Genomic DNA, 22155 nt, shown 5'->3' on the forward strand with positions numbered 1-22155 from the left:
GGGGGTTAACGGTAAGGCGATTCCTGGGCTTTCCACCAGCCGCAGAATTCATCGAGCGCCGCCCACAGCGAGACTTTGGGGTCGTAGTCCAGATAATGCCGGGCGCGGCTGATATCGAGGGTGAAATCTTTGTTCATTTCCTGGGTGCGCAGGCGCGTGCGCGTTGGCTCGGGCTGGCCGGGCCACAGTTTACAGGCGACTTCACTGAGCGCACTCATGCTGTAGGCCGAGGCGTAGCCCCGATAACGCGTGACCTGAGCCACGTTCATTTGCCGCATCACGTAATTGACCACGTCCCAGAAGGGTATCGGCGTGCCGTTACTGATGTTGTAGGCCTTGCCCAAGGCCGAGCCGGTGGCCAACAAACCACTGAGCAACGCTTCGTTGAGGTTTTGCACGCTGGTGAAGTCAACTTTGTTCAGGCCGTTGCCTATGATCGCCAGACGCCCTTTACGCTGTTGTTGCAGCAGACGCGGGAACAGGCTCATGTCGCCAGCGCCGGTGACCATGCGCGCGCGCAGGGCAATCACTTCCAGTCCGAACTCCTGCGCACCAAAGACTTTTTGCTCGGCCAGGTGTTTGGTCGCGGCATACGTGTGGCTAAAGCGCTTGGGCACCTGTTCTTCTGTCAGGCCCACGTGTGAACGGCCGTCAAAATACAGCGACCCCGAGGACAGGTGCACCAAGCGGCGCACCCGCTGTTTCAAACAGGCTTCGACCACGTTTTCCGTGACCAGCACATTGTCGCGCTGTAACTCTTGCGCGCGCGCCCAGGCACTGACAGCGCCCGCGCAATGCACCACGGCGTCGATATCGACGCACAGGTCACGCACCAGCAAGCCATCGGTCAAATCACCCGGGATAAACTCAGCCCCGCGTCGTACAAGGTGTTCAACACCGTCGGCACGACGCCCGCTGACCCGTACGTCAAAGCCCTGCTCCAGGGCAAAACGCGCAAAGCGTCCGCCAATGAAGCCGCTTGCGCCGGTGACCAGAATCTTCATCAATCGCTCCAAATACTCTATGCGTGCTGCCTGCTGTTTAAACGCCTGATGTCAGGCCAAAGGCACTAACCAGCGTGACGCTGACCGCGATAAATGCTCGGTCAGTTGCCCCAGCAGTTGTCCACCGTTACGCCAATGATGCCAGTACAGTGGCACGTCGATGGGTTTATCTGGCACAAGCTCCACCAGTGTTGCGTTTTCAAGTTGCTCGCGTACCTGCAATTCAGGCACCAGTCCCCAACCCAGCCCTGCTTCGGTCAGGCGGATAAAACCTTCGGAAGACGGGCACAAGTGGTGTTCAAAAACACCGTCCACTCCCAGCGAAGCCAGGTAGCGATGTTGCAGGAAATCGTCCGGGCCAAACACCAGCGCCGGGGCCTTGGGCAATAACGCCGCGCTCACACCGCTGGCAAAGTGCCGGGCAATGAATGCCGGGCTGGCCAGCGCCCGGTAGCGCATGGCGCCCAGCAACACGCTGCGCGCCCCCGCCACCGGCCGTTCGCTGGCACATAAACAGGCGGCCACTTCACCGGCGCGCATGCGTTTGAGGCCCACGGTCTGATCCTCTACCACCAAGTCCAGCAGCAGATGGTGCTCCGCACAAAAATCCCCCACGGCTGGTGCCCACCACGTCGCCAGGCTGTCGGCATTCAAGGCGATGCGCAGACGCTCCGGCAGCCCCTCGTCGTCCAGTGCAGGCACTGCGCTTTGCAGATCGCGCTCCAGCAAACGCACCTGTTGCACATGGTTCAGCAGGCGGCGGCCGATCTCGGTCGGGCTGGGCGGCGTGGCACGCACCAGCACAGGCTGGCCGATGCGCGCCTCCAGCAATTTAATGCGTTGCGAAATCGCCGATTGTGACAGCCCGAGCACCTGCGCCGCACGCTCAAATCCCGCTTGTTCCACCACGGCCGCCAGGGCGGAGAGTAATTTATAGTCGAACATCAGTTTTCCTAATGAGCGATCAGCAATATTGGTTTTTCTTATACCGCTAACACCCCGAGAATAGCCAGCAGCACACCTCTCCTCCCGCTGTAGTTCAACGAGTACTTCTTATGTGGCAAAGCTACCTGAACGGTCTGTTGGTCGCGTTCGGCCTGATTATGGCCATCGGCACCCAAAATGCATTCGTGCTGGCGCAAAGCCTGCGCCGTGAACACCACTTGCCGGTGGCCGCCTTTTGTGTGGTCTGTGATGCCCTGCTGGTAGCGGCCGGGGTGTTTGGGCTAGCCACGATCCTGGCGCAGAACCCGGTGCTGCTCAGCGTTGCCCGCTGGGGCGGCGCGGTGTTTTTGCTGTGGTACGGCACGCAGGCCTTGCGCCGTGCGTTCGCCGCCTCAAGCCTTGAACAATCGGCAGGCCAGACCGCCCGTTCGCTAAAAGCCGTGATGCTCAGCGCACTGGCGGTTACGCTGCTCAACCCCCACGTCTACCTCGATACCGTGCTGCTGATCGGTTCGCTGGGCGCGCAACAAAGTGTGCCGGGCGCTTATGTGATCGGGGCCGCCAGCGCTTCGCTGCTGTGGTTCTTCACCCTGGCCCTCGGCGCTGCATGGCTGGCGCCGTGGCTCGCACGTCCCGGCACCTGGCGCCTGCTCGATTTGCTGGTGGCGGTGATGATGTACACCGTGGCGGTGCAATTGATCGTCGCCGGGTGATGAAAGACCGGGAAATACTTGCCAGACGAAACGCATCGACTTTTTCCATCAATCGCGCTGGAACCTCTATTCCACACAGTTGTTGCGTGGTTAAGCCGCCACCCCGGTGCTATGATCCTGCCCCTGCGCCGCCAAGAGTAAAAACTCATCGGCGCGTGTTTGGCCGCCCGTGATCGGCCTTGCGCTCATCGCAACTGACCTGATTAGGAGAATCACCATGGCTTTCGAATTGCCGCCACTGCCGTACGCACACGATGCCCTGCAGCCGCACATCTCCAAAGAAACCCTGGAATATCACCACGACAAGCACCACAACACCTACGTCGTGAACCTGAACAACCTGGTACCAGGTACAGAATTCGAAGGTAAAACCCTGGAAGAGATCGTCAAGACCTCTTCGGGCGGCATCTTCAACAACGCAGCTCAAGTGTGGAACCACACGTTCTACTGGAACTGCATGACGCCAAACGGTGGCGGCCAGCCAACCGGCGCACTGGCTGACGCGATTAACGCTTCGTTCGGCTCGTTCGACAAGTTCAAAGAAGAATTCAGCAAAACCTCCATCGGCACCTTCGGTTCCGGCTGGGGCTGGCTGGTGAAAAAAGCAGACGGTTCCCTGGCCCTGGCCAGCACCATCGGCGCCGGCAACCCGCTGACCAGCGGCGACACCCCGCTGCTGACCTGCGACGTTTGGGAACACGCTTACTACATCGACTACCGCAACGTACGTCCAAAGTATGTTGAAGCGTTCTGGAACCTCGTTAACTGGACATTCGTGGCTGAGCAGTTCGAAGGCAAAACCTTCACCGCTTAAGTACGGCGCCAGACAAAAAACCCGGCATTGCCGGGTTTTTTTTGGCCACGCGAAAGTTGCGACGTCGCTGGCCCCGAAGCTCACGCGAGCTAGACTCACACCACAGAAATTTTCTTCGCTTGGTGCTCAAGTTCAGCACAGGCCAGACCGACACAGTGTGCACAGCGTTACCGTATTAAAGTTTTAAAGGCGAAGAGTGTCCGCGAGGGATTACCCACAGTCATGGCTACTTGATATCATCCGCCAGAAACAAGGAAGCGCTCTTTGAAGCTGGAACTCAAAAACAGCTTGTCAGTCAAGTTGCTCCGGATCGTGCTGCTGTCGGCACTGATCGTCGGGGTGGTGTTGAGCTGCGCGCAGATTGTGTTCGACGCCTACAAGACCCGGCAGTCGATCAACAACGACGCCGAACGTATTCTCGACATGTTTCGCGACCCCTCCACTCAGGCCGTCTACAGCCTGGACCGAGAGATGGCGATGCAGGTCATCGAAGGCCTGTTTCAGGACGATGCGGTGCGCCAGGCCTCCATTGGCCACCCCAAAGAAACCACGCTGGCTGAAAAATCCAGGCCTTTGCGTGAAGCCACCAGTCGCTGGCTGACGGATGTGTTTCTGGACAAGGAACGGACATTCGTCACCCCGCTGGTGGGTCGCGGGCCTTATAGCGAGTACTACGGCGACCTGACCATCACCCTTGATACCGCCAACTATGGCGACGGTTTTTTGATCAATTCGGGGATTATTTTCATCTCCGGCGTCTTGCGCGCCTTATTGATGGGGCTGGTGCTGTACCTGATCTATCACTGGCTGCTGACCAAGCCCCTGTCACGCATGATCGAGCACCTGAGCACCATCAACCCGGACCGCCCCAGCCAGCATTTGCTGCCTTTGCTCAGGGGCCACGAGAAAAACGAGCTGGGCATCTGGATCAACACGGCCAACCAGTTACTGACCTCCATCGAGCGCAATACCCACCTGCGCCATGAGGCTGAAAACACTCTGCTGCGCATGGCCCAGTACGACTTTCTGACCGGGTTGCCCAATCGCCAGCAACTGCAAACCCAGCTCGCCAAGATCCTGTTCGATGCCGGTCGCTTGCAGCGCCGGGTGGGGGTGTTGTGCGTGGGGCTGGACGATTTCAAAAGCATCAACGAACAGCACGGTTATCAAACCGGCGACCAACTGCTGATGGCCGTGGCTGACCGCCTGCGCTCGCACAGCGGTCGGCTGGGGGCCCTTGCGCGCCTGGGGGGTGATCAGTTTGCACTGGTGCAGGCCGATATCGATCAGCCCTATCAGGTCGCGGAGCTGGCGCAGAGCATTCTCGACGACCTTGAAACCCCGTTCCTGCTGGCCGAACAATCCATCCGGCTGAGGGCCACCGTCGGCATTACCCTGTTCCCGGAAGACGGTGACTCCAGCGAAAAACTGCTGCAAAAAGCGGAACAGACCATGACCCTGGCCAAGTCACGCTCGCGCAGCCGTTATCAGTTCTACATCGCCAGTGTCGACACCGAGATGCGCCGTCGGCGCGAGCTGGAAAAAGACTTGCGCGACGCCCTGCTGAGCAATCAGTTGTACATGGTGTACCAGCCGCAAATCCGCTACAGCGACCATGAGGTGGTGGGGGTCGAGGCGCTCTTGCGTTGGCAGCACCCCGTTCACGGCATGGTGCCGCCTGATTTGTTTATCCCGCTGGCCGAGCAAAACGGCAGCATTATTGCTATCGGGGAATGGGTACTGGATCAGTCCTGCCGCCAATTGCGCGAATGGCACGATCAGGGTTTCACCGAACTGCGCATGGCGGTCAATCTGTCGACCGTGCAATTGCACCACGCGGACTTGCCGCGAATGGTCAACAACCTGCTGCAAATCTACCGTTTGCCCCCCCGCAGCCTTGAACTGGAAGTCACTGAAACCGGCCTGATGGAAGACATCAGCACGGCCGCGCAACACCTGCTCAGTCTGCGCCGCTCCGGTGCCCTGATCGCCATTGATGACTTCGGTACCGGGTATTCATCGCTCAGCTACCTCAAGAGCCTGCCGCTGGACAAGATCAAGATCGATAAGAGCTTTGTGCAAGACCTGATCGATGACGACGACGATGCCACCATCGTGCGGGCCATCATTCAGCTCGGCAGAAGCCTGGGCATGCAGGTGATTGCCGAAGGTGTCGAAACCCTTGAGCAGGAAACGTATGTCATCAACGAGGGCTGCCACGAAGGCCAGGGTTACCTGTACAGCAAACCGTTGCCAGCGCGCGAGTTGAGCGTTTTTCTGAAGCAGGGCCAGCGCAACAATGCCGTCATTATGTAAATCCGTGTTTCAAGGTTTGCGGTGTATCCGGGTGAGAGAGACGTAAATAGGAAATATTTACAACGCTAACCCTTTACACAAAATGCAAATCTTTCGCATCATGTCGCCATTGTTTTGTGCACTCGCACACGTGTCCCACCTCTCGAAGCAGGATGTTCGCCATGATTCGTTTGCCTCTGGCCTCCGCCAGTTTGCTGGCCATTGCTATTTCACTCGCCGGTTGTGGCGACAAAGACCAAGAAAAAAACACAGCAGCTCCAGCCCCTGCCGCCGCAACGACTCAGGCAACACCGGCGGCTGACATCAGCGCGGTGAAAATCGACGAAGCCGCCGCCAAAGCCGTGGTAGCTCATTACGCCGACATGGTTCACGCCGTGTACAGCGACGCGCAAAGCACCGCGAAAAAACTGCAAACCGCCATCGATGCCTTCCTCGCCAACCCCAATGACGACACCCTGAAAGCCGCCAAGGCCGCGTGGGTTGAAGCGCGTGTGCCGTACCTGCAGAGCGAAGTATTCCGCTTCGGCAACACCATCATTGACGACTGGGAAGGTCAGGTGAACGCCTGGCCACTGGACGAAGGCCTGATCGACTACGTTGACGCCAGCTACGCTCACGCACTGGGCAACCCGGGCGCCAACGCCAACATCATCGCCAATACCCAGATCCAGGTGGGCGAAGACAAAGTCGACGTCACCGAAATCACCCCTGAAGTCCTGGCCAGCCTGAATGAACTGGGCGGCTCGGAAGCCAACGTAGCCACCGGCTACCACGCCATTGAATTCCTGCTGTGGGGCCAGGACCTGAACGGCACCGGCCCTGGCGCGGGCAACCGTCCCGCCTCTGACTACCTGGAAGGCCAAGGCGCCACCGGCGGCCACAACGACCGTCGTCGCGCGTACCTCAAAGCCGTGACCCAACTGCTGGTCAACGACCTGGACGAAATGGTCGGCAACTGGGCGCCCAACGTGCCGGACAACTACCGCGCCTCGCTGGAAGCCGAGCCGGTACAGAACGGTCTGCGCAAAATGCTGTTCGGCATGGGCAGCCTGTCGTTGGGCGAACTGGCGGGCGAGCGCATGAAAGTGTCGCTGGAAGCCAACTCCCCTGAAGACGAGCAAGACTGCTTCAGCGACAACACCCACTACTCGCACTTCTACGACGCCAAAGGCATCCGTAACGTCTACCTGGGTGAGTACCTGCGTGCCGACGGCACCAAGATGACCGGCCCTAGCCTGTCCTCGCTGGTGGTGGTGGTTGACCCGGCGGCTGACGCAACGCTGAAATCCGACCTGGCCGACACCGAAGCCAAGATTCAGGTCATGGTGGATCGCGCTGCCAAGGGCGAGCACTACGACCAACTGATCGCCGCCGGTAACGAATCGGGCAATCAGGTGGTGCGTGATGCCATCGCCGCACTGGTCAAGCAGACCGGCGCCATCGAGCAGGCCGCCGGCAAGCTGGGCATCAGCGACCTGAACCCGGACAACGCCGATCACGATTTCTGATTCGCTGCGTCTGCGCGCATGACAAAAGGCGACCTGCGGGTCGCCTTTTCACGTGATGAGACGCCTTGACTGCCGTAAGTCAAACCAAACGCTAATTCCTCTTATTTCAATTCTCCTTCCCTGCTAGACTTTGTGCCCTCGATTTTGCTCGTAGAACTGGACGCTGATGCCTTCGTTGCCTCTTCGCCTGTCGCTGCTGCTCGTGGCCTTGGGCCTGAACGGTTGTGACGATGCCCCGCGCTTTACCAAACCCGAGCCTGGCGAAGCCCGCTCCGGGGGAGCCACCACGGTGCGCAAAACCGACCAGAACGCCTTTTCCCTGCCGTCTGCCAACCTGGCACCCAGCCGGCGTCTGGACTTCAGTGTCGGTAACAGCTTCTTCCGCAGCCCATGGGTGATCGCGCCTTCAACCACCACCGCGCGCGATGGCCTCGGCCCGCTGTTCAATACCAATGCCTGCCAGAACTGCCATATCAAGGACGGTCGCGGCCATCCGCCCGCTCCCACTGCGAAAAACTCGGTGTCGATGCTGGTACGCCTGTCGATCCCGGATGACCCGACGTTTGCCACCCTGATCGAGCAAGCCGGTATTGTTCCCGAGCCTACCTATGGCGGCCAGTTGCAGGACATGTCGGTGCCCGGCGTCGTCCCGGAAGGCAAAGTGCGCGTCGACTACGAGCCGGTTTCCGTCCGGTTCAAGGACGGCACCGAAGTCGAGCTGCGCAAACCAGCCTTGCAGATCACCCAGTTGGGCTATGGCCCGATGCACCCGGACACCCGTTTTTCGGCACGCATTGCCCCGCCCATGATCGGCCTCGGGCTGCTCGAAGCCATCCCCGAAGCCGCGATCCTGGCCAACGCCAAAGACGACAACGCAGGCGGGGTGTCCGGGCGCCCCAATTGGGTCTGGGATGACGCGCAACAAAAAACGGTGTTGGGCCGATTTGGCTGGAAAGCCGGTCAACCGAACCTCAATCAACAAAATGTTCACGCCTTTTCTGGTGATATGGGGCTCACCACGTCTTTGAGACCCTTCGATGATTGCACCCAGGCCCAAACGGCATGCCTTGAAGCGCCCAATGGCAACGGCGCGGACGGCGAACCCGAAGTCAGCGACAACATTTTGCGCCTCGTGGAGTTCTATACCCGCAACCTCGCCGTGCCGGCACGCCGTGATGTCGGGGCGCCCGAGGTGCTGGCCGGGAAAAACCTGTTCTACAAGGCCGGGTGCGTGGCGTGCCATACGCCCACCTTCACCACCGCACCCGACGCCGCCGAGCCCGAACTGGCCAATCAGGTGATTCACCCCTACAGCGACTTGCTGCTCCACGACATGGGCGAGGGCCTGGCCGACCACCGGACCGAGTTTGCCGCCAGTGGTCGCGAGTGGCGTACGCCGCCGCTGTGGGGGATCGGCTTGACCCAAAACGTCAGCGGCCATACCCAGTTTTTGCATGACGGTCGCGCCCGCAATCTGCTCGAAGCCGTGCTGTGGCATGGCGGCGAAGCCGAACCGGCGCGCCAGAACGTTTTACAGTTCAATGCCGAGCAGCGCGCTGCGTTGCTGGCGTTCCTGAATTCTCTTTAAACGCCTACACGATCGGGGACCCCGACATGTTTCGACCCAAGTTGTTGTTCACCAGCCTTGCCGCGTTAGCCCTGGGCGCGTGCGCCCCCCAGGACCCGCAAGCGGTTACCTCGGCTGCGATCGCCAAACAGGTAATCCTGCCCACCTACAGCCGCTGGGTAGACGCCGACCGTCAACTGGCCGTCAGTGCATTGGCCTATTGCCAGGGCAAGGAAACACTCGACACCGCGCGGGCCGATTACCTGCACGCACAGAAAGCCTGGGCCGAACTGCAACCCTTGCTGATCGGGCCACTGGCTGAAGGCAACCGTTCGTGGCAAGTCCAGTTCTGGCCGGACAAAAAAAATCTGGTCGGCCGTCAGGTCGAGCAACTGGTCATCGCCCAACCGCAAATTGATGCCGCCGCACTGGCCAAATCGAGCGTCGTGGTCCAGGGGTTGTCCGCTTACGAGTACATCCTGTTCGACAGCAAAATCGACCTCGCTGACGAGGCCACCAAAGCCCGTTACTGCCCGCTGCTGAGCGCCATTGGCGAACGTCAGAAGCAACTGGCCGAAGACATTCTGGCGAGCTGGAACAGCACTGACGGCATGTTGGCGCAAATGACCAAGTTCCCGAACCAGCGCTATGCCGACTCCCACGAAGCTATCGCTGACTTGCTGCGGGTTCAGGTCACTGCACTGGACACCCTGAAGAAAAAGCTCGGCACGCCGATGGGCCGCCAGAGCAAAGGCATTCCGCAGCCCTTCCAGGCTGACGCATGGCGCAGCGAGTCGTCGCTCAAAAGCCTGGCCGCCAGCCTCGCCGCTGCCCGGACAGTGTGGGTCGGTGTCGACAACAAGGGCCTGCGCGGCCTGCTGCCTGCCGATCAAAAGCCGCTGGCTGACAAGATCGATGCGGCATACGACGCGTCGCTCAAACTGTTCAATGACAACACCCGGTCGCTCAATGAGTTGCTCGCTGACGACGCCGGCCGCGCTCAACTGGATGCGATCTACGACAGCCTGAACGTGGTTCACCGCCTGCACGAAGGCGAGCTGGCCAAAGCGTTGGGCATCCAGTTGGGCTTTAACGCCAACGACGGCGATTAATGAAGGAAGGTTCGATGATGCGCAGGCAAGCTTTGAAACTTGGCGGTTTACTGCTCAGCGCCGTCACGCTGGGCGGCTGGTCGCTGTTCAAACAGAAGGGCCAAAGCCCGCTGTTGCTCAGTGCCCGTGACGACGTCGACGGCAATCACTTCGCCGTCGGCTACACGCTCGACGGCACCCAGGTGTTCAATACCCAGGTCAAACAACGCTGCCACGACATCATCAACCACCCGACCCAGCCCATTGCGCTGTTCGTCGCCCGCCGCCCAGGCACCGAAAGCTACCTCATCAGCCTCAAGGACGGGGCGTTGCTGCAAACCCTCACGTCGCTGCCCAATCGTCACTTTTATGGCCATGCCGTGATTCACAAGGACGGCGAATGGCTCTACGCCACTGAAAACGACACGACCGATCCGGGCCGCGGATTGCTGGGGGTTTACCGCTTTGAAGGCGAACGCCTGATTCACAGCGGGGAGATCCCGACCCATGGCGTCGGCCCGCATCAGGTGTCGTGGATGCCGGACGGCGAAACCCTGGTGGTGGCCAACGGCGGCATTCGCACCGAAGCCGAAAGCCGCGTCGAGATGAACCTCAACGCCATGGAGCCCAGCCTGGTACTGATGCAACGCGACGGCACCCTGCTGAGCAAAGAGACCTTGAGCCAGCAGATGAACAGTGTGCGGCACTTGGGCATTGCCAGCGATGGCACCGTGGTGGCCTGCCAGCAGTTCATGGGCGATGCCCACGAGTTGTCGGAGTTATTGGCGATCAAACGGCCGGGCCAGCCTTTCGAGCCTTTCCCTGTGGCTGAACAACAGCTGCGCGCCATGGGCCATTACACGGCCAGCGTCGCGGTGCACAGTGATCTGCGGCTGGTGGCCTTGACGGCGCCGAGGGGCAATCGGTTTTTTATCTGGGATCTGGACAGTGGCGCGGTGCGCCTGGATGCGCCATTAGCGGATTGCGCGGGTGTAGCGGCGGTGAAGGACGGTTTTGTGGTGACTTCGGGGCAAGGCCGGTGCCGGTTCTATGATTGCCGACAACCCCAATTGACTGCCCAACCTCTGGATCTGCCAGCCGGGCTTTGGGATAACCATTTACACGTGATGTAAAGCAGACGCCGGGTTAGCAATTGCTGAGGGAGCGCGTCGCCGGGGGTCGGTCCGGCGACTGCTATAGAACGCCTCTGACATGTTTTCAACTCTGTGGACGCAACCCCTGGGACATACCGAACATGAACAGCAGCAAGTCGTGATCGGGCTTGGCCACGCTCTCAACCTTGGCCACCCTCGGCAACGGGCAGTGATTGCCACTGAGGGTGGCGCTCAATACCTGTGGTCTGGGTTGCTCCCAGGCGGCCAGCGCCACTGACGCAATGGCCAGTGCAGCCAGCAAAAACAAACCTCGTGCAATTTCTCGCTTCATCACCGTAAACCTTTGATGGCGCTGCCAAACACCGTTTCGTAAAAGTAGATGAGTTTGCGCCAGTCGGTATCGCTCCACGACGAATGGCGTCGTAACTGTTTCAGATCGTGCGAAGCCGCTTTATACGGCGTCAGACGTTGCCTGCATTTCTCCAGATCCAGCAGCGCGGCATCGACCTGAGCAGCCTGGGCGGTGCCCGTGACCCGCACAAAAACGTGTTTGATATAAAGGCATCCGTGCTGCCAGCGCCCCAAGTGCATGCGCGCCAGGTTCTGTGCAACGGCTTGAAGCACCCGGTCGTGCACCGCTTCGCCGTACTGCTCGCGACCGCCGGCGGCGTACCAGTCTTGAATTTCGATATAACCGTCCAGCGCCGATGTGACCAACAAGGCACGCCATTGTTTGTCTTGCGCCTGTTTGGCGCCGCAAAACACCAACTCCGGCACATTCACCTTCAGTTCGCGCAACCCGAGCAGTGCATCACGTTCGCGCAGCACCGTCGGACGCCCCTGGGGGTAGCGCCAGCTGCGGTAAATATGACCCACTTGACGCTTGGCATAGAGCAACTTGCCATTCTCATGAATCCTTTGTACGCCACTCTCCCCGCCCCGCCGCCGGTTGGGTTCTTCAACCCATTCACCTTCTTGGCGCCAGTAATGTTCAAAGCAATCTTCAGTGGACATCGGGGGTTGCTGTACAAAAAAAACGGTCATGAGCTATCTCTTGCGTAATACGTAAACCCGCCACATCGCGTACAGCGGAATAAAATCCAGATGTTTCTGAATGGTGAAACCGGCCTTCTTGAACTCGTCCTCAACTGTAGCAACAGGTAACACAAATCGATTTTGGTAACCTTCCTGCACAGATGAAGCACCGCGTCGATGCTCAAGGCGCTTGCGTTTCCACGCCTTGAAATTGCCATCGACCCACAGGGAAATAATCACACTGTCGCGGCTAACACGATGAAACTCACGCAATAGAGCCATCCGATGACGGGCATCACCGATATGGTGGAGCAGGCGCATGCAAAAAATACTGTCGACCGCGTTGTCGGGCAGGTCGATGTCGAAAGCAGATGTCTGCAAACGGCGTACCCGTTTGACCACTTCGTCAGGTTGCGCCTTTGAAGCCACATCCAGCATAGACGCTGAATTGTCCGCGCCAATGATTTCACGATTATGTCTTTGCGCCAGCAACGGCCAAAAACGCCCCGCGCCGCAGGGCAAATCCAGCACCACTCCAGGATCACCGGCCAACGCCAGGGCATGGCGGGCCAATTGTTCGTCCCGGGCATGGGACAAGCGCCGTGCCAAACCGTTCTGGTGCTTTAACAGATAATTCGAGGCGTGTTGCGGGTCGTACTTTTCAGAAAATTTGAGTTTGATGGCGGGGCTCATGATGGCTCTCCTGAAGCGTGTAGCCATCACCTTAATCAGGCGGCTGTGAGCTTCAGGTCATCAACGAGTGAAAAAAACGTGGTGTAAACCCCGCAAGGGTTGCAAGGTTTTACAGGCTAGAAATAGTGGCGCAGGGCCACTTATCGACTAAAAGCTCTAGTTTTGCGACAGCCTGCAGGGCGCAACCCGTCGCAAAAAAGGCTCAATCCGAAGGATTGAGTTCAACGCGGAATCGGCAGCCATTGGGCTCCATGGTGGTCAGCGTTACGCGCCAGCCCTGGCTGTCACAGATTCGCTGAACCAGCGACAACCCCAGCCCAAGCCCTTCTCCGCGTTTTTCGCTGCCGCGCACGAAGGGTTGGAACATCGCCTGACGTTTCTCTTCCGGGATCCCTACGCCGCTGTCTTCCACCACAAAACCGGTCGGTTCGAGGGTCAGTCGGATGAAACCGGTGTCGGTGTAATGCAAGGCATTACGCAGCAAGTTGCCCATCACTGCATGCAGAAAAGTCGCGTTGTAGAGCGTATCCAGAGGGTCGCCTGGCTGATAGATCAGTTCCAGCCCTTTGGCTTCGATAGGCCCGCGCCATAAGCTGATGAGGCCTTCAGCCACTGTCGAGAGGTTGACCTTGGGCGACATGCTGGCGTCCTCATGCTGCGCACGCGCCAGCATCAGGAAGGTCTGCACCAGTTCACGCATTTCTTCACACGCGCGGGAAATCCGCTCAACCTGCGAACGACTGCGCTGATCCAAGGCTGGGCTTTCGAGCAACAGCTCGCAGGAGCTGGCCAGTACCATCAAGGGCGTACGCAATTCATGGCTGACGTCACTGGTAAACAGGCGTTCACGCGTGAGGGTGGCCCGCAGCCGGCCCAAGGTAGCGTCAAAAGCCACGGCCAGTTCCCCCACTTCGTCAGCGGCGTAATCGGGCGCCAGCGGCGGTGCCAGCCCAAGGAGCTGGTCGCGGTGACGCACCTGCCGTGCCAGCCTGACAACGGGAGCCATCACCCGGCGTGCCAGCACCCACCCCAGAAACACGGCCAGCGCCAGCGCCAGTACAAAGCCCACCAGCACCACGGCAAACAGCACCCGTTCGCGCTCTTCGAAATCACTCTGGTCTTGCAGCAATACGTAGCGACGCCCGTCCACCACTTCCACCATGGCGTGATACGACAGCTGATCGCGAAATACTTCGTGGAAGCCCGGCTCCAGATGTCGCAAATCCTTGGGCAAGGCGAAATCGCCGCGCCCGCCACTGTAATAAAACAGCTGATCCGGCTCGGGACGGTGGTTCCAATCCGTCACATTGTCCATCAGCAGCAGACGCTGCAAGTCGCCGCCCAGACCCGCCGAAATGAGCTTCTCTTCCACCAGGTGCACGGTGGCCACGATGCCCATGGCGAACGTCCCCGCGACCAGCGCGCTCATCAGCGCAAACGCAATGATGATCCGCTGGGCGAGGCTTTGCTTAAACTCCATCGCGTGCCTCGGCGAGGCGATAGCCCACGCCATGCACGGTTTGCAGCAGCGGCTTGTCGAACGGTTTGTCGATCACTTGACGCAATTGATGAACGTGGCTGCGCAGGCTGTCACTGTCGGGGCAGTCATCGCCCCACAAGGCTTCTTCCAGTACTTCACGGCGCAACACGTGGGGGCTTTTTTGCATCAGCACCGCCAGCAGCTTGAGGCCCACCGGGTTGAGCTTGAGCAGGCGGCCCTGGCGGGTAACCTCAAGGGTGTCGAGGTCGTATTTCAGATCCGCCACTTGCAACTCGCGACGCCCGCCGCCCTGAGCACGGCGCAGCACGGCTTCGATGCGGGCCGCGAGTTCCGACAAGGCGAACGGCTTGAGCAGGTAATCGTCGGCTCCTGACTTGAACCCCTGCAAACGGTCGTCCAACTGATCCCGCGCGGTGAGCATGATGACCGGCGTATCGCGACGCGCATCTTCACGCAGGCGTTTGCACAAGGTGTAGCCATCAATGCCGGGCAACATGATGTCGAGCACGATCAGGTCGTAATGCTCGGTGGCTGCCAGATGCAGGCCTGACAAACCGTCTTGCGCGCAATCCACGGTATAGCCTTTAAGCCCCAGGTAATCAGCCAGATTGGCGAGGATATCGCGGTTGTCTTCAACCAATAGAATTCGCATGGGCACTTTCTCCGTACGCAGTTACGGCCGTCTTGGCCCGCGCAGCTTAGTGCGAACCACGCCGCAGGGCCAGCGCCACAAGGCGTTCTGGCTATTTAGTTGAGTGTCATCAAGGCTTAACATTTTTTTCACCTGCGGTTCACAAGTGGCCGACAGCCCCCTCAGCAGACTTGCGCACCCCACGGGTTTACGGAAAAACAACCATGCGTCTGCTGCACACCGCGCCAATGCGCTATCTCCTTCTGTTGACAGGCTGTTGGCTGGCAACCTTTCTCATGACCCGAAGCCTGTTGCTGGCCACCCATTGGGGGGAAGCGGGACACCAATGGCTGCCGGTAGTGGGCGTTGGCCTGGTCTACGACCTTGGGTTTTTGACTTACGCCGCGTTGCCTCTGGGCCTTTATCTGTTGTTGTGCCCGCCTGCGCTGTGGCGTCGACGGGGGCATCGCTGGTTTCTGCAAGGGTTACTGGGTGTCAGCATATTTGCCATGCTCTTCACGGCCGTGGCGGAGTGGTTGTTCTGGGACGAGTTCGGCGTGCGCTTCAATTTCATCGCTGTCGACTACCTGGTCTATTCAGATGAAGTGCTCAATAACGTGCTGGAGTCCTATCCAATAGGTGCTTTGCTCAGCGCCATTGCAGCGACGGCCATTGCCTTGTGCTTTGCTCTGCGCAAACCCTTCAATGCCGCCATGAATGCGCCACTGCCCACGGTGAGCACCCGCGTGGCCAGCTTCGCCGGTCTGGCGCTGCTTGCTGGCCTGAGCGCGCAACTGCTCGATCAAGACAACCCGCGTGGCCAAGGCGGCAATGCCTACCAGCACGAACTGGCAAGCAACGGGCCTTATCAATTTTTCGCGGCCTTTCGCAACAACGAGCTGGATTACTCGCAGTTCTACACCAGCTTGCCCGCTGAGGTGGTGGCCAAACAATTGCGCGCCGAGCTGACAGAGCCCAACGCGACGTTTGTGGGCAAAGACCCGCTGGATATCCGCCGCACGATCGACAACCCCGGGTCGCCCATCCAGCCCAATATTGTGCTGGTGACCATCGAAAGCTTGAGCGCCAAGTACTTGGGCAGCAACGGCGATGATCGCCAGCTCACTCCGAACCTTGACCGGTTGCGCCAAGAAAGCCTGTATTTCAATAACTTTTATGCCACCGGCACCCGCACCGATCGCGGCCTGGAAGCCATTACGCTGGCCATTCCACCGACACCGGGACGCTCCATCGTCAAACGTATTGGCCGGGAAAGCGGTTTTGCCAGCTTGGGCCAGCAACTCAACGCCGTCGGCTACGACAGTGTGTTTGTGTATGGCGGCCGTGGTTACTTCGACAACATGAATGCGTTTTTCAGCGGTAACGGCTACCGCGTGGTGGACCAAAGCAGCGTGAACGAAGCTGACATTCACTTCAAAAACGCGTGGGGCATGGCCGATGAAGACCTGTACCGCGAAACCCTGAAACTGGCCGATGCTGACTATGCGCAGAACAGGCCGTTTTTGTTGCAATTGATGACCACCTCAAACCACCGTCCTTATACGTACCCGGACAACCGAATCGATATCAAGTCGGGGAATGGCCGTGACGGCGCGGTGAAATACACTGACTACGCTATCGGCCAGTTCCTGAACGATGCCCGCAAGAAACCGTGGTTCGACAACACGATCTTCATCTTCGTGGCCGACCACACGGCGGGGAGCGCCGGCAAAGAAGACCTGCCGATCGCCAATTACCAGATCCCGCTGTTCATCTATGCACCCAAGCTGATCCAGGCCCGGGAAAGCGCACAACTGGCCAGCCAGATCGACCTGGCGCCGACCCTGCTCGGCCTGTTGAACATGGATTATCAGTCCACGTTTTTCGGCCGCAACCTGCTGCAAGATAACCCGCTGCCGCCACGGGTGGTGGTGGGCAACTACCAGCACCTGGGGCTTTTCGACGGCAACGATCTGGCGATTTTGAGCCCGCGCCAAGGCTTGCGTCGCCACGACCAGGCACTGACCGCCAGTGTTGAATCCCGCGTACCGGCCACCGATGCCCTGATTGAGCGGGCAATCACCTATTACCAGACCGCCAGTTATGGCTACAAACAGCAGTTATTGAGCTGGAAACCCGTACAGGCTGTGCCCGAACAGGTCACAAAACGCTAAAGCGAAAACGCAGCTGCGTGCCTTAAACGGCACGCAGCCGTGAGATCGCCAGGCCACGGCGGCAGGTGTTCCCCACTTCAAGAGCATGTTGCGCCGCTAACGACCTGAACACGGAGCCTTCCTAAAACCGCAAACAATAAAAAGCCCCGCCTGATCACTCAGGCGGGGCTTTTGCGTATCGGGGTAAGGCTGGCTGTCGGGTAAGAAACGGCCATTACTGACCGTCCCTCCCCTAAGAACTGTACGTGCGAGTTTCCCCGCATACAGCTCAAGCCTTTGTAAGCCCTTTCTCAGTTGAAAGAGCCGGTGCCGCACTGTGTAACTGTCGATGACAGTTGGGATGCAACAACACCAGATTGCCCAGCTCGTCGCATCCGCCCTTGTGCCGCTCGATAACATGGTGAATGTTCCACCCGCTTTCGAACGTAATCAACTGCTTGCACATCGGGCAGCGCTTGCTCTGGCCAAGCCACAGCTTCAGCGTCTTCCGCTTCCCCTCGTCCGAGCTTCGCCACGCATATTCCAGCCGTTGCTCGAAGTACATCTCGTCCTCTGGGGCGTATGGGTTAGCCTCCGCCTTGATCTTGGTGTGCCGCTTGATCGGCGTATCGCTGGCGTACAACAAGTGGAGCAGTTTGCCGCTGGGGTGTAGCCCGGAGAATACCCAACTACGTGTTCCCACGCGCTTGAAGTATTTTTCCTTGATCCAACGTTTGCAGCGATTCAGATGTCGCCGCCTGCACCATCGCCATAGCAATTTCCAGATCCTGTAATCCACGTAGTTGAAGGTCTGCTTGGCGACAATCGGCCGATGATAATTGGCCCAACCCCGAATAACTGGATTGAGCTGCTTGATCAACAGGCTGGCCGGTGCCGCTTTGTTCGCTTCAACCAACGCCTTAACCTTGGCCAGAAATGCTTTCACGTTCTTGTGGGCTGGCTTTATCAGCAGCTTGTCACCGTACTTGCGAATATTCTGACCGAGGAAATCGAACCCATCCGATACATGCGTGAACAACGTTTTCTCCACCGCAAGGCTCAACCCCCGCTCGGCCATAAAGGCTTCGACGAGTGGCTTCACCTCGTTTTCCAGCAGCTCTTTCGAGATGCCGGTGATGACGAAATCATCTGCGTATCGCACATAGTTGACCTTGGTCTTGTAGCTGGCTTTGGTATTACGCTGCCCGAACCGAGATTCGAGCTCCTTTTCCAGTCCATCAAGGGCCAGGTTGGCCAATACGGGCGAGATGATCCCTCCTTGCGGAGTTCCCGCCCCTGTCGGATTCAATCGACCGGATTCCAAATATCCCGCTTTCAGCCATTTCCTTAGAACCACTTTGTCCATCGGGACGTTAGTGATCAGCCAGTCGTGACTGATGTTGTCGAAACATCCCTTTATATCGCCCTCCATGACCCACTGCGCAGAATGCTTGCGACCGAGATTGACGAACAATTGCTCGATTGCATCTGCCGTGGAACGGTGAGGGCGAAAGCCATAGGAATTTCGGTCGGCTGTGGTCTCAGACACCGGTTCAAGTGCCAGCAGGTATAACGCCTGCATCGCTCGATCCAGCATCGTCGGAATCCCCAGCGGTCTACGCTGGCCATTTGCTTTGGGAATGTAAATCCGCCGCAGTGGCCGGGGCTTGTAGCCCCTGCGCTCTAACCGAAAAACTGCCTTCCATTTGCTTTCAGGCGTGCTCCAGGTTTCCCCATCGACGCCGGGAGTCCTGCGACCCCGGTTTTCAGTGACCCGTTTAACCGCCAATACCTTGGCGGCAAACGAGCGAACCAGCATACGCTGCAAGGTTTTCACCTGCCGCCATTGCTGATTCTTGGCTGCCTTCGCGATCCGTACCTGTAGCCCTCGCACCTGTCGATGACCTGTTTCCCAGTCTATCGAATGCCAACTGATGGCCAGATGGGAGGACGCAGGTACTTCTATTTCAGACGCACTCATCTTGCTTTTCCTCCAGAGAAGATTTCCCCAGAGGGCAGTAGACGCACGTCGCCCTTGTGGGGGAGTGAGTACACTGCCCCGCAAGGGATTTCTATGAGTTAGACGCAGCCGGTCAAACCGACAAACGTCTGTTCTTGATGGCTTTACAGGCCTTCTCGCGATCAAAGACCAGTCGGAAGTCAGCACCGTTTCCAGTCAGGGCAGAGCCCTTATCCAACCCCATTACAGGGAGGCATTCGCTTTTTCCGACATCCTCTACCCGCATTTTCAACAGTCTTCCTCACGGTCGACCTGCCTTGCCATACAGGCCAATGGCGAAAATACGGGCTTACCGAGTTCCATAACCGTCACAAGGATGGGTTAGGCCCTGCCTATTCACCGATGACTCAATGTCAGCGTGCCCCCAGATGTAAAAGGGACAACCAGTCATGCACCATTTTGGTCAAAGCCTATCAGCAACTTTGGCTCCATGCGGTTGACGGTGTTTATCAGCAGTTCACTTACGTTGGCCATACCAACCAGCCTAGCGTCTCACCCGCGTGTTGCTCGCAGGGTCTGCATGGTGCCTCGCGGCGACCACACACCACAGAATCATGGGACTACATTGTCAGGAAGCTTCGCACCCCGCCGTTACCAGCGACGCACTATCCCTAGGCTACTTTTGGCTGAACAAAAGGTCTCGCGCCCCTCTACCTTGCGGTTTCCGGGTGAGACAATGACAGCTATGGCTTGCGCCCTATAGATAGGAGCAGGCCAGCTCTTTGGACACGATTTCCCATACCTCCCTCGCAGTGATTCAAAATCTGCAAGCTCAGTACGCATATCGTTCTGATGATTTCCAGAGAGAAAATCACGATATATAGGCGACATTACGCCGAATTCTAAGCACCTTGTGAGTGCCGGAAATCCGGGTTTTGACGCCCGGACTTCGGGTTTTTTAAGCTGTTTCTGCGGGAAAGTGATCACCGGTTCAACCGGTGATCACCTAAGATGTAGCCCGCTAGGTGCTTCTACCTATAGCGACTCTCGTCGCACTACATCATGCCGCCCATACCACCCATGCCGCCCATGTCTGGCATGCCGCCGCCAGCTGGTTTGTCTTCCTGGATCTCGGCGATCATCGCTTCAGTGGTGATCATCAGGCTGGCAATCGACGAAGCCGCTTGCAGAGCCGAACGGGTCACTTTAGCCGGGTCAAGGATACCCATTTCGATCATGTCGCCGTATTCGCCAGTGGCCGCGTTGTAACCGTAGTTACCCGAACCCTGCTTCACTTTGTCGACCACGACGCTTGGCTCGTCACCGGAGTTGGCAACGATCTGACGCAGAGGCGCTTCTACTGCACGACGCAGCAGCGCGATACCGACGTTTTGATCAGCGTTGTCGCCTTTCAGCTCAGAGATGGCCTGCAGAGCGCGAACCAGTGCCACGCCACCGCCAGGTACCACGCCTTCTTCAACGGCTGCACGGGTAGCGTGCAGGGCGTCTTCAACGCGGGCTTTCTTCTCTTTCATTTCAACTTCAGAACCGGCACCTACCTTGATCACAGCAACACCGCCGGACAGCTTGGCCAGACGCTCTTGCAGTTTTTCACGGTCGTAGTCAGAAGTGGTATCAGCCACTTGTGCACGGATCTGGGTCACACGTGCCTGGATGTCCGCATCGTTGCCAGCACCATCGATGATGGTGGTGTTTTCTTTGGACAGGATCACGCGCTTGGCGTTACCCAGGTGCTCCAGGGTGGTGCTTTCCAGGCTCAGGCCGATCTCTTCGGAGATAACGGTACCGCCCGTCAGAACGGCGATGTCCTGCAGCATGGCTTTGCGACGGTCGCCGAAGCCAGGTGCTTTTACGGCAGCGACTTTCACGATACCGCGCATGTTGTTCACAACCAGCGTCGCGAGGGCTTCGCCTTCAACGTCTTCGGCCACGATCAGCAGTGGACGGCCGGCTTTTGCAACGGCTTCCAGGACTGGCAGCATTTCGCGGATGTTGGAGATCTTTTTGTCAACCAACAGGATCAGCGGACCGTCCAGCTCAGCCACCATGGTGTCTGGCTTGTTCACGAAGTAAGGGGACAGGTAGCCGCGGTCAAACTGCATGCCTTCAACCACAGACAGTTCGTTTTCCAGGCCCGAGCCTTCTTCAACGGTGATCACGCCTTCTTTGCCGACTTTTTCCATGGCTTCGGCAATGATGTCGCCGATGGAGTTGTCGGAGTTGGCAGAGATAGTACCTACCTGAGCAATCGCTTTGCTGTCAGCGCAAGGCTTGGCCAGTTCACGCAGTTCTTTGACGATAGCGATGGTCGCTTTGTCGATACCGCGCTTGAGGTCCATCGGGTTCATGCCGGCAGCGACGGCTTTCAGGCCTTCGTTGACGATCGATTGAGCCAGAACGGTTGCAGTGGTAGTACCGTCACCAGCGTCGTCGTTGGCACGGGAAGCAACGTCTTTAACCAGTTGCGCGCCCATGTTTTCGAAGCGGTCTTTGAGCTCGATTTCTTTAGCAACGGACACGCCGTCCTTGGTGATGGTCGGAGCGCCGAAGCTCTTCTCGATGATCACGTTACGGCCTTTAGGGCCCAAGGTCGCTTTTACTGCGTCAGCCAGGACGTTGACACCGGCGAGCATTTTCTTACGGGCGGAATCGCCAAATTTAACTTCTTTAGCAGCCATGATCGTTCTTCCTTAAATACTGTGTAGTAACGGGAAAATGAGCGGGAAATCAGCCTTCGATAACAGCGAGAATCTCGTTCTCAGCCATTACCAACAGGTCTTCGCCGTCTACCTTCACGGTGTTGCTGCCGGAGTAAGGGCCGAACACGACTTTGTCACCCACTTTCACGGCCAGCGCACGCACTTCACCGTTGTCCAGAACGCGACCCGTGCCCACGGCGATCACTTCACCGCTGTTGGCTTTTTCGGCAGCCGAACCAGGCAGAACGATACCGCCAGCGGTTTTCTTTTCTTCTTCGCTGCGACGGATTACGACGCGGTCATGCAGAGGACGAAGCTTCATTGTCGATCTCTCCTAATTGTGGTGTTCATCGGCCGGTGTCATACCGGCTGGGTTTACAAGTCCGGAA

The 22155-nt window shown here is 58.4% G+C and carries 18 protein-coding genes; 8 read left to right on the forward strand and 10 right to left on the reverse strand.

From position 1 onward, the window contains the following. Positions 1 to 5: 5 nt before the first annotated feature. Both BKD70_RS05630 and BKD70_RS05635 read right to left on the reverse strand, forming a co-directional pair. On the reverse strand, positions 6 to 1004 hold the full coding sequence (locus tag BKD70_RS05630; protein WP_047274212.1) for an NAD(P)-dependent oxidoreductase: 999 nt from the start codon (positions 1002 to 1004) through the stop codon (positions 6 to 8). Between the two features lie 51 nt (positions 1005 to 1055). Then, entirely contained in the window at positions 1056 to 1949 is an 894-nt protein-coding gene (locus BKD70_RS05635) for a LysR family transcriptional regulator ArgP (RefSeq protein ID WP_047274210.1), read from the reverse strand. A gap of 110 nt (positions 1950 to 2059) precedes the next feature. Here BKD70_RS05635 and BKD70_RS05640 point away from each other — a divergent pair, with 110 nt between their 5' ends. The 7 genes from BKD70_RS05640 (at position 2060) to BKD70_RS05670 (ending at position 11091) form a co-directional block, all read left to right on the forward strand. Beyond that, positions 2060 to 2662: a LysE/ArgO family amino acid transporter gene (locus BKD70_RS05640; protein ID WP_047274208.1), complete on the forward strand. Its 603-nt coding sequence runs from the start codon at positions 2060 to 2062 to the stop codon at positions 2660 to 2662. A 217-nt stretch (positions 2663 to 2879) separates the two neighbouring features. Next, positions 2880 to 3476: a superoxide dismutase gene (locus BKD70_RS05645; RefSeq protein ID WP_047274206.1), complete on the forward strand. Its 597-nt coding sequence runs from the start codon at positions 2880 to 2882 to the stop codon at positions 3474 to 3476. A 264-nt stretch (positions 3477 to 3740) separates the two neighbouring features. Then, positions 3741 to 5792 (forward strand): bifunctional diguanylate cyclase/phosphodiesterase, encoded by a 2052-nt coding sequence (locus BKD70_RS05650; RefSeq protein ID WP_047274204.1) that lies wholly within the window; start codon positions 3741 to 3743, stop codon positions 5790 to 5792. Between the two features lie 161 nt (positions 5793 to 5953). Continuing rightward, positions 5954 to 7300: an imelysin family protein gene (locus tag BKD70_RS05655; RefSeq protein WP_047274202.1), complete on the forward strand. Its 1347-nt coding sequence runs from the start codon at positions 5954 to 5956 to the stop codon at positions 7298 to 7300. A 166-nt stretch (positions 7301 to 7466) separates the two neighbouring features. Next, the gene (locus tag BKD70_RS05660) at positions 7467 to 8888 is read left to right on the forward strand and encodes a di-heme oxidoredictase family protein (RefSeq protein WP_047274200.1); all 1422 of its coding nucleotides are present in this window, start codon (positions 7467 to 7469) and stop codon (positions 8886 to 8888) included. Positions 8889 to 8914: 26 nt separating this feature from the next. Continuing rightward, positions 8915 to 9979: an imelysin family protein gene (locus BKD70_RS05665; RefSeq protein WP_047274198.1), complete on the forward strand. Its 1065-nt coding sequence runs from the start codon at positions 8915 to 8917 to the stop codon at positions 9977 to 9979. A 14-nt stretch (positions 9980 to 9993) separates the two neighbouring features. Next, positions 9994 to 11091: a DUF1513 domain-containing protein gene (locus BKD70_RS05670; protein WP_047274196.1), complete on the forward strand. Its 1098-nt coding sequence runs from the start codon at positions 9994 to 9996 to the stop codon at positions 11089 to 11091. An 85-nt stretch (positions 11092 to 11176) separates the two neighbouring features. Here the strand turns inward: BKD70_RS05670 and BKD70_RS05675 are convergent, their stop codons facing one another. From BKD70_RS05675 to colR, 5 genes are all read right to left on the reverse strand, one after another. Continuing rightward, the gene (locus BKD70_RS05675; protein ID WP_047274194.1) at positions 11177 to 11404 is read right to left on the reverse strand and encodes a hypothetical protein; all 228 of its coding nucleotides are present in this window, start codon (positions 11402 to 11404) and stop codon (positions 11177 to 11179) included. Then, complete coding sequence (locus tag BKD70_RS05680; RefSeq protein ID WP_047274191.1) at positions 11404 to 12117, reverse strand: lipopolysaccharide kinase InaA family protein; 714 nt, start codon at positions 12115 to 12117, stop codon at positions 11404 to 11406. The genes BKD70_RS05675 and BKD70_RS05680 overlap by 1 nt, the downstream gene beginning before the upstream one ends. 3 nt (positions 12118 to 12120) lie before the next feature. After that, positions 12121 to 12801: a class I SAM-dependent methyltransferase gene (locus tag BKD70_RS05685; protein WP_047274189.1), complete on the reverse strand. Its 681-nt coding sequence runs from the start codon at positions 12799 to 12801 to the stop codon at positions 12121 to 12123. A gap of 202 nt (positions 12802 to 13003) precedes the next feature. Beyond that, positions 13004 to 14281, reverse strand: a complete 1278-nt coding sequence (locus tag BKD70_RS05690; protein WP_047274187.1) for a HAMP domain-containing sensor histidine kinase — start codon at positions 14279 to 14281, stop codon at positions 13004 to 13006. Then, positions 14271 to 14954, reverse strand: coding sequence for a two-component system response regulator ColR (gene colR, locus BKD70_RS05695; protein ID WP_047274185.1), 684 nt, complete (start codon positions 14952 to 14954; stop codon positions 14271 to 14273). The genes BKD70_RS05690 and colR overlap by 11 nt, the downstream gene beginning before the upstream one ends. Before the next feature lie 203 nt (positions 14955 to 15157). Between colR and BKD70_RS05700 the strand changes: the two genes are divergently transcribed. Beyond that, positions 15158 to 17107, forward strand: coding sequence for an LTA synthase family protein (locus tag BKD70_RS05700; protein WP_047274183.1), 1950 nt, complete (start codon positions 15158 to 15160; stop codon positions 17105 to 17107). Positions 17108 to 17375: 268 nt separating this feature from the next. Here BKD70_RS05700 and ltrA read toward each other — a convergent pair whose 3' ends face one another. From ltrA to BKD70_RS05715, 3 genes are all read right to left on the reverse strand, one after another. Further along, positions 17376 to 19067: a group II intron reverse transcriptase/maturase gene (gene ltrA / locus BKD70_RS05705; RefSeq protein ID WP_080960308.1), complete on the reverse strand. Its 1692-nt coding sequence runs from the start codon at positions 19065 to 19067 to the stop codon at positions 17376 to 17378. 1034 nt (positions 19068 to 20101) lie between these two features. Continuing rightward, a complete protein-coding gene (gene groL, locus BKD70_RS05710) occupies positions 20102 to 21745 on the reverse strand; it encodes a chaperonin GroEL (RefSeq protein ID WP_047274181.1) in 1644 nt (547 codons plus the stop codon). 49 nt (positions 21746 to 21794) lie between these two features. Next, positions 21795 to 22088: a co-chaperone GroES gene (locus BKD70_RS05715; protein WP_016779794.1), complete on the reverse strand. Its 294-nt coding sequence runs from the start codon at positions 22086 to 22088 to the stop codon at positions 21795 to 21797. Between the last annotated feature and the right edge of the window lie 67 nt (positions 22089 to 22155).

The organism is Pseudomonas sp. BS-2016 (assembly GCF_001806145.1).
In the GTDB taxonomy this organism is placed as follows: Bacteria; Pseudomonadota; Gammaproteobacteria; order Pseudomonadales; family Pseudomonadaceae; genus Aquipseudomonas; species Aquipseudomonas lundensis.

Bases quoted from the DNA above. Each gene is read 5' to 3' on its own strand.
- BKD70_RS05645 (WP_047274206.1), top strand. From the start codon at position 2,880: ATGGCTTTCGAATTGCCGCCACTGCCGTACGCACACGATGCCCTGCAG.
- BKD70_RS05700 (WP_047274183.1), top strand. From the start codon at position 15,158: ATGCGTCTGCTGCACACCGCGCCAATGCGCTATCTCCTTCTGTTGACA.
- BKD70_RS05655 (WP_047274202.1), top strand. From the start codon at position 5,954: ATGATTCGTTTGCCTCTGGCCTCCGCCAGTTTGCTGGCCATTGCTATT.
- BKD70_RS05670 (WP_047274196.1), top strand. From the start codon at position 9,994: ATGATGCGCAGGCAAGCTTTGAAACTTGGCGGTTTACTGCTCAGCGCC.
- BKD70_RS05680 (WP_047274191.1), bottom strand. From the start codon at position 12,117: ATGACCGTTTTTTTTGTACAGCAACCCCCGATGTCCACTGAAGATTGC.
- ltrA (WP_080960308.1), bottom strand. From the start codon at position 19,067: ATGAGTGCGTCTGAAATAGAAGTACCTGCGTCCTCCCATCTGGCCATC.
- BKD70_RS05690 (WP_047274187.1), bottom strand. From the start codon at position 14,281: ATGGAGTTTAAGCAAAGCCTCGCCCAGCGGATCATCATTGCGTTTGCG.
- BKD70_RS05630 (WP_047274212.1), bottom strand. From the start codon at position 1,004: ATGAAGATTCTGGTCACCGGCGCAAGCGGCTTCATTGGCGGACGCTTT.
- BKD70_RS05665 (WP_047274198.1), top strand. From the start codon at position 8,915: ATGTTTCGACCCAAGTTGTTGTTCACCAGCCTTGCCGCGTTAGCCCTG.
- BKD70_RS05635 (WP_047274210.1), bottom strand. From the start codon at position 1,949: ATGTTCGACTATAAATTACTCTCCGCCCTGGCGGCCGTGGTGGAACAA.
- BKD70_RS05685 (WP_047274189.1), bottom strand. From the start codon at position 12,801: ATGAGCCCCGCCATCAAACTCAAATTTTCTGAAAAGTACGACCCGCAA.
- BKD70_RS05660 (WP_047274200.1), top strand. From the start codon at position 7,467: ATGCCTTCGTTGCCTCTTCGCCTGTCGCTGCTGCTCGTGGCCTTGGGC.
- colR (WP_047274185.1), bottom strand. From the start codon at position 14,954: ATGCGAATTCTATTGGTTGAAGACAACCGCGATATCCTCGCCAATCTG.
- BKD70_RS05640 (WP_047274208.1), top strand. From the start codon at position 2,060: ATGTGGCAAAGCTACCTGAACGGTCTGTTGGTCGCGTTCGGCCTGATT.
- groL (WP_047274181.1), bottom strand. From the start codon at position 21,745: ATGGCTGCTAAAGAAGTTAAATTTGGCGATTCCGCCCGTAAGAAAATG.
- BKD70_RS05675 (WP_047274194.1), bottom strand. From the start codon at position 11,404: ATGAAGCGAGAAATTGCACGAGGTTTGTTTTTGCTGGCTGCACTGGCC.
- BKD70_RS05715 (WP_016779794.1), bottom strand. From the start codon at position 22,088: ATGAAGCTTCGTCCTCTGCATGACCGCGTCGTAATCCGTCGCAGCGAA.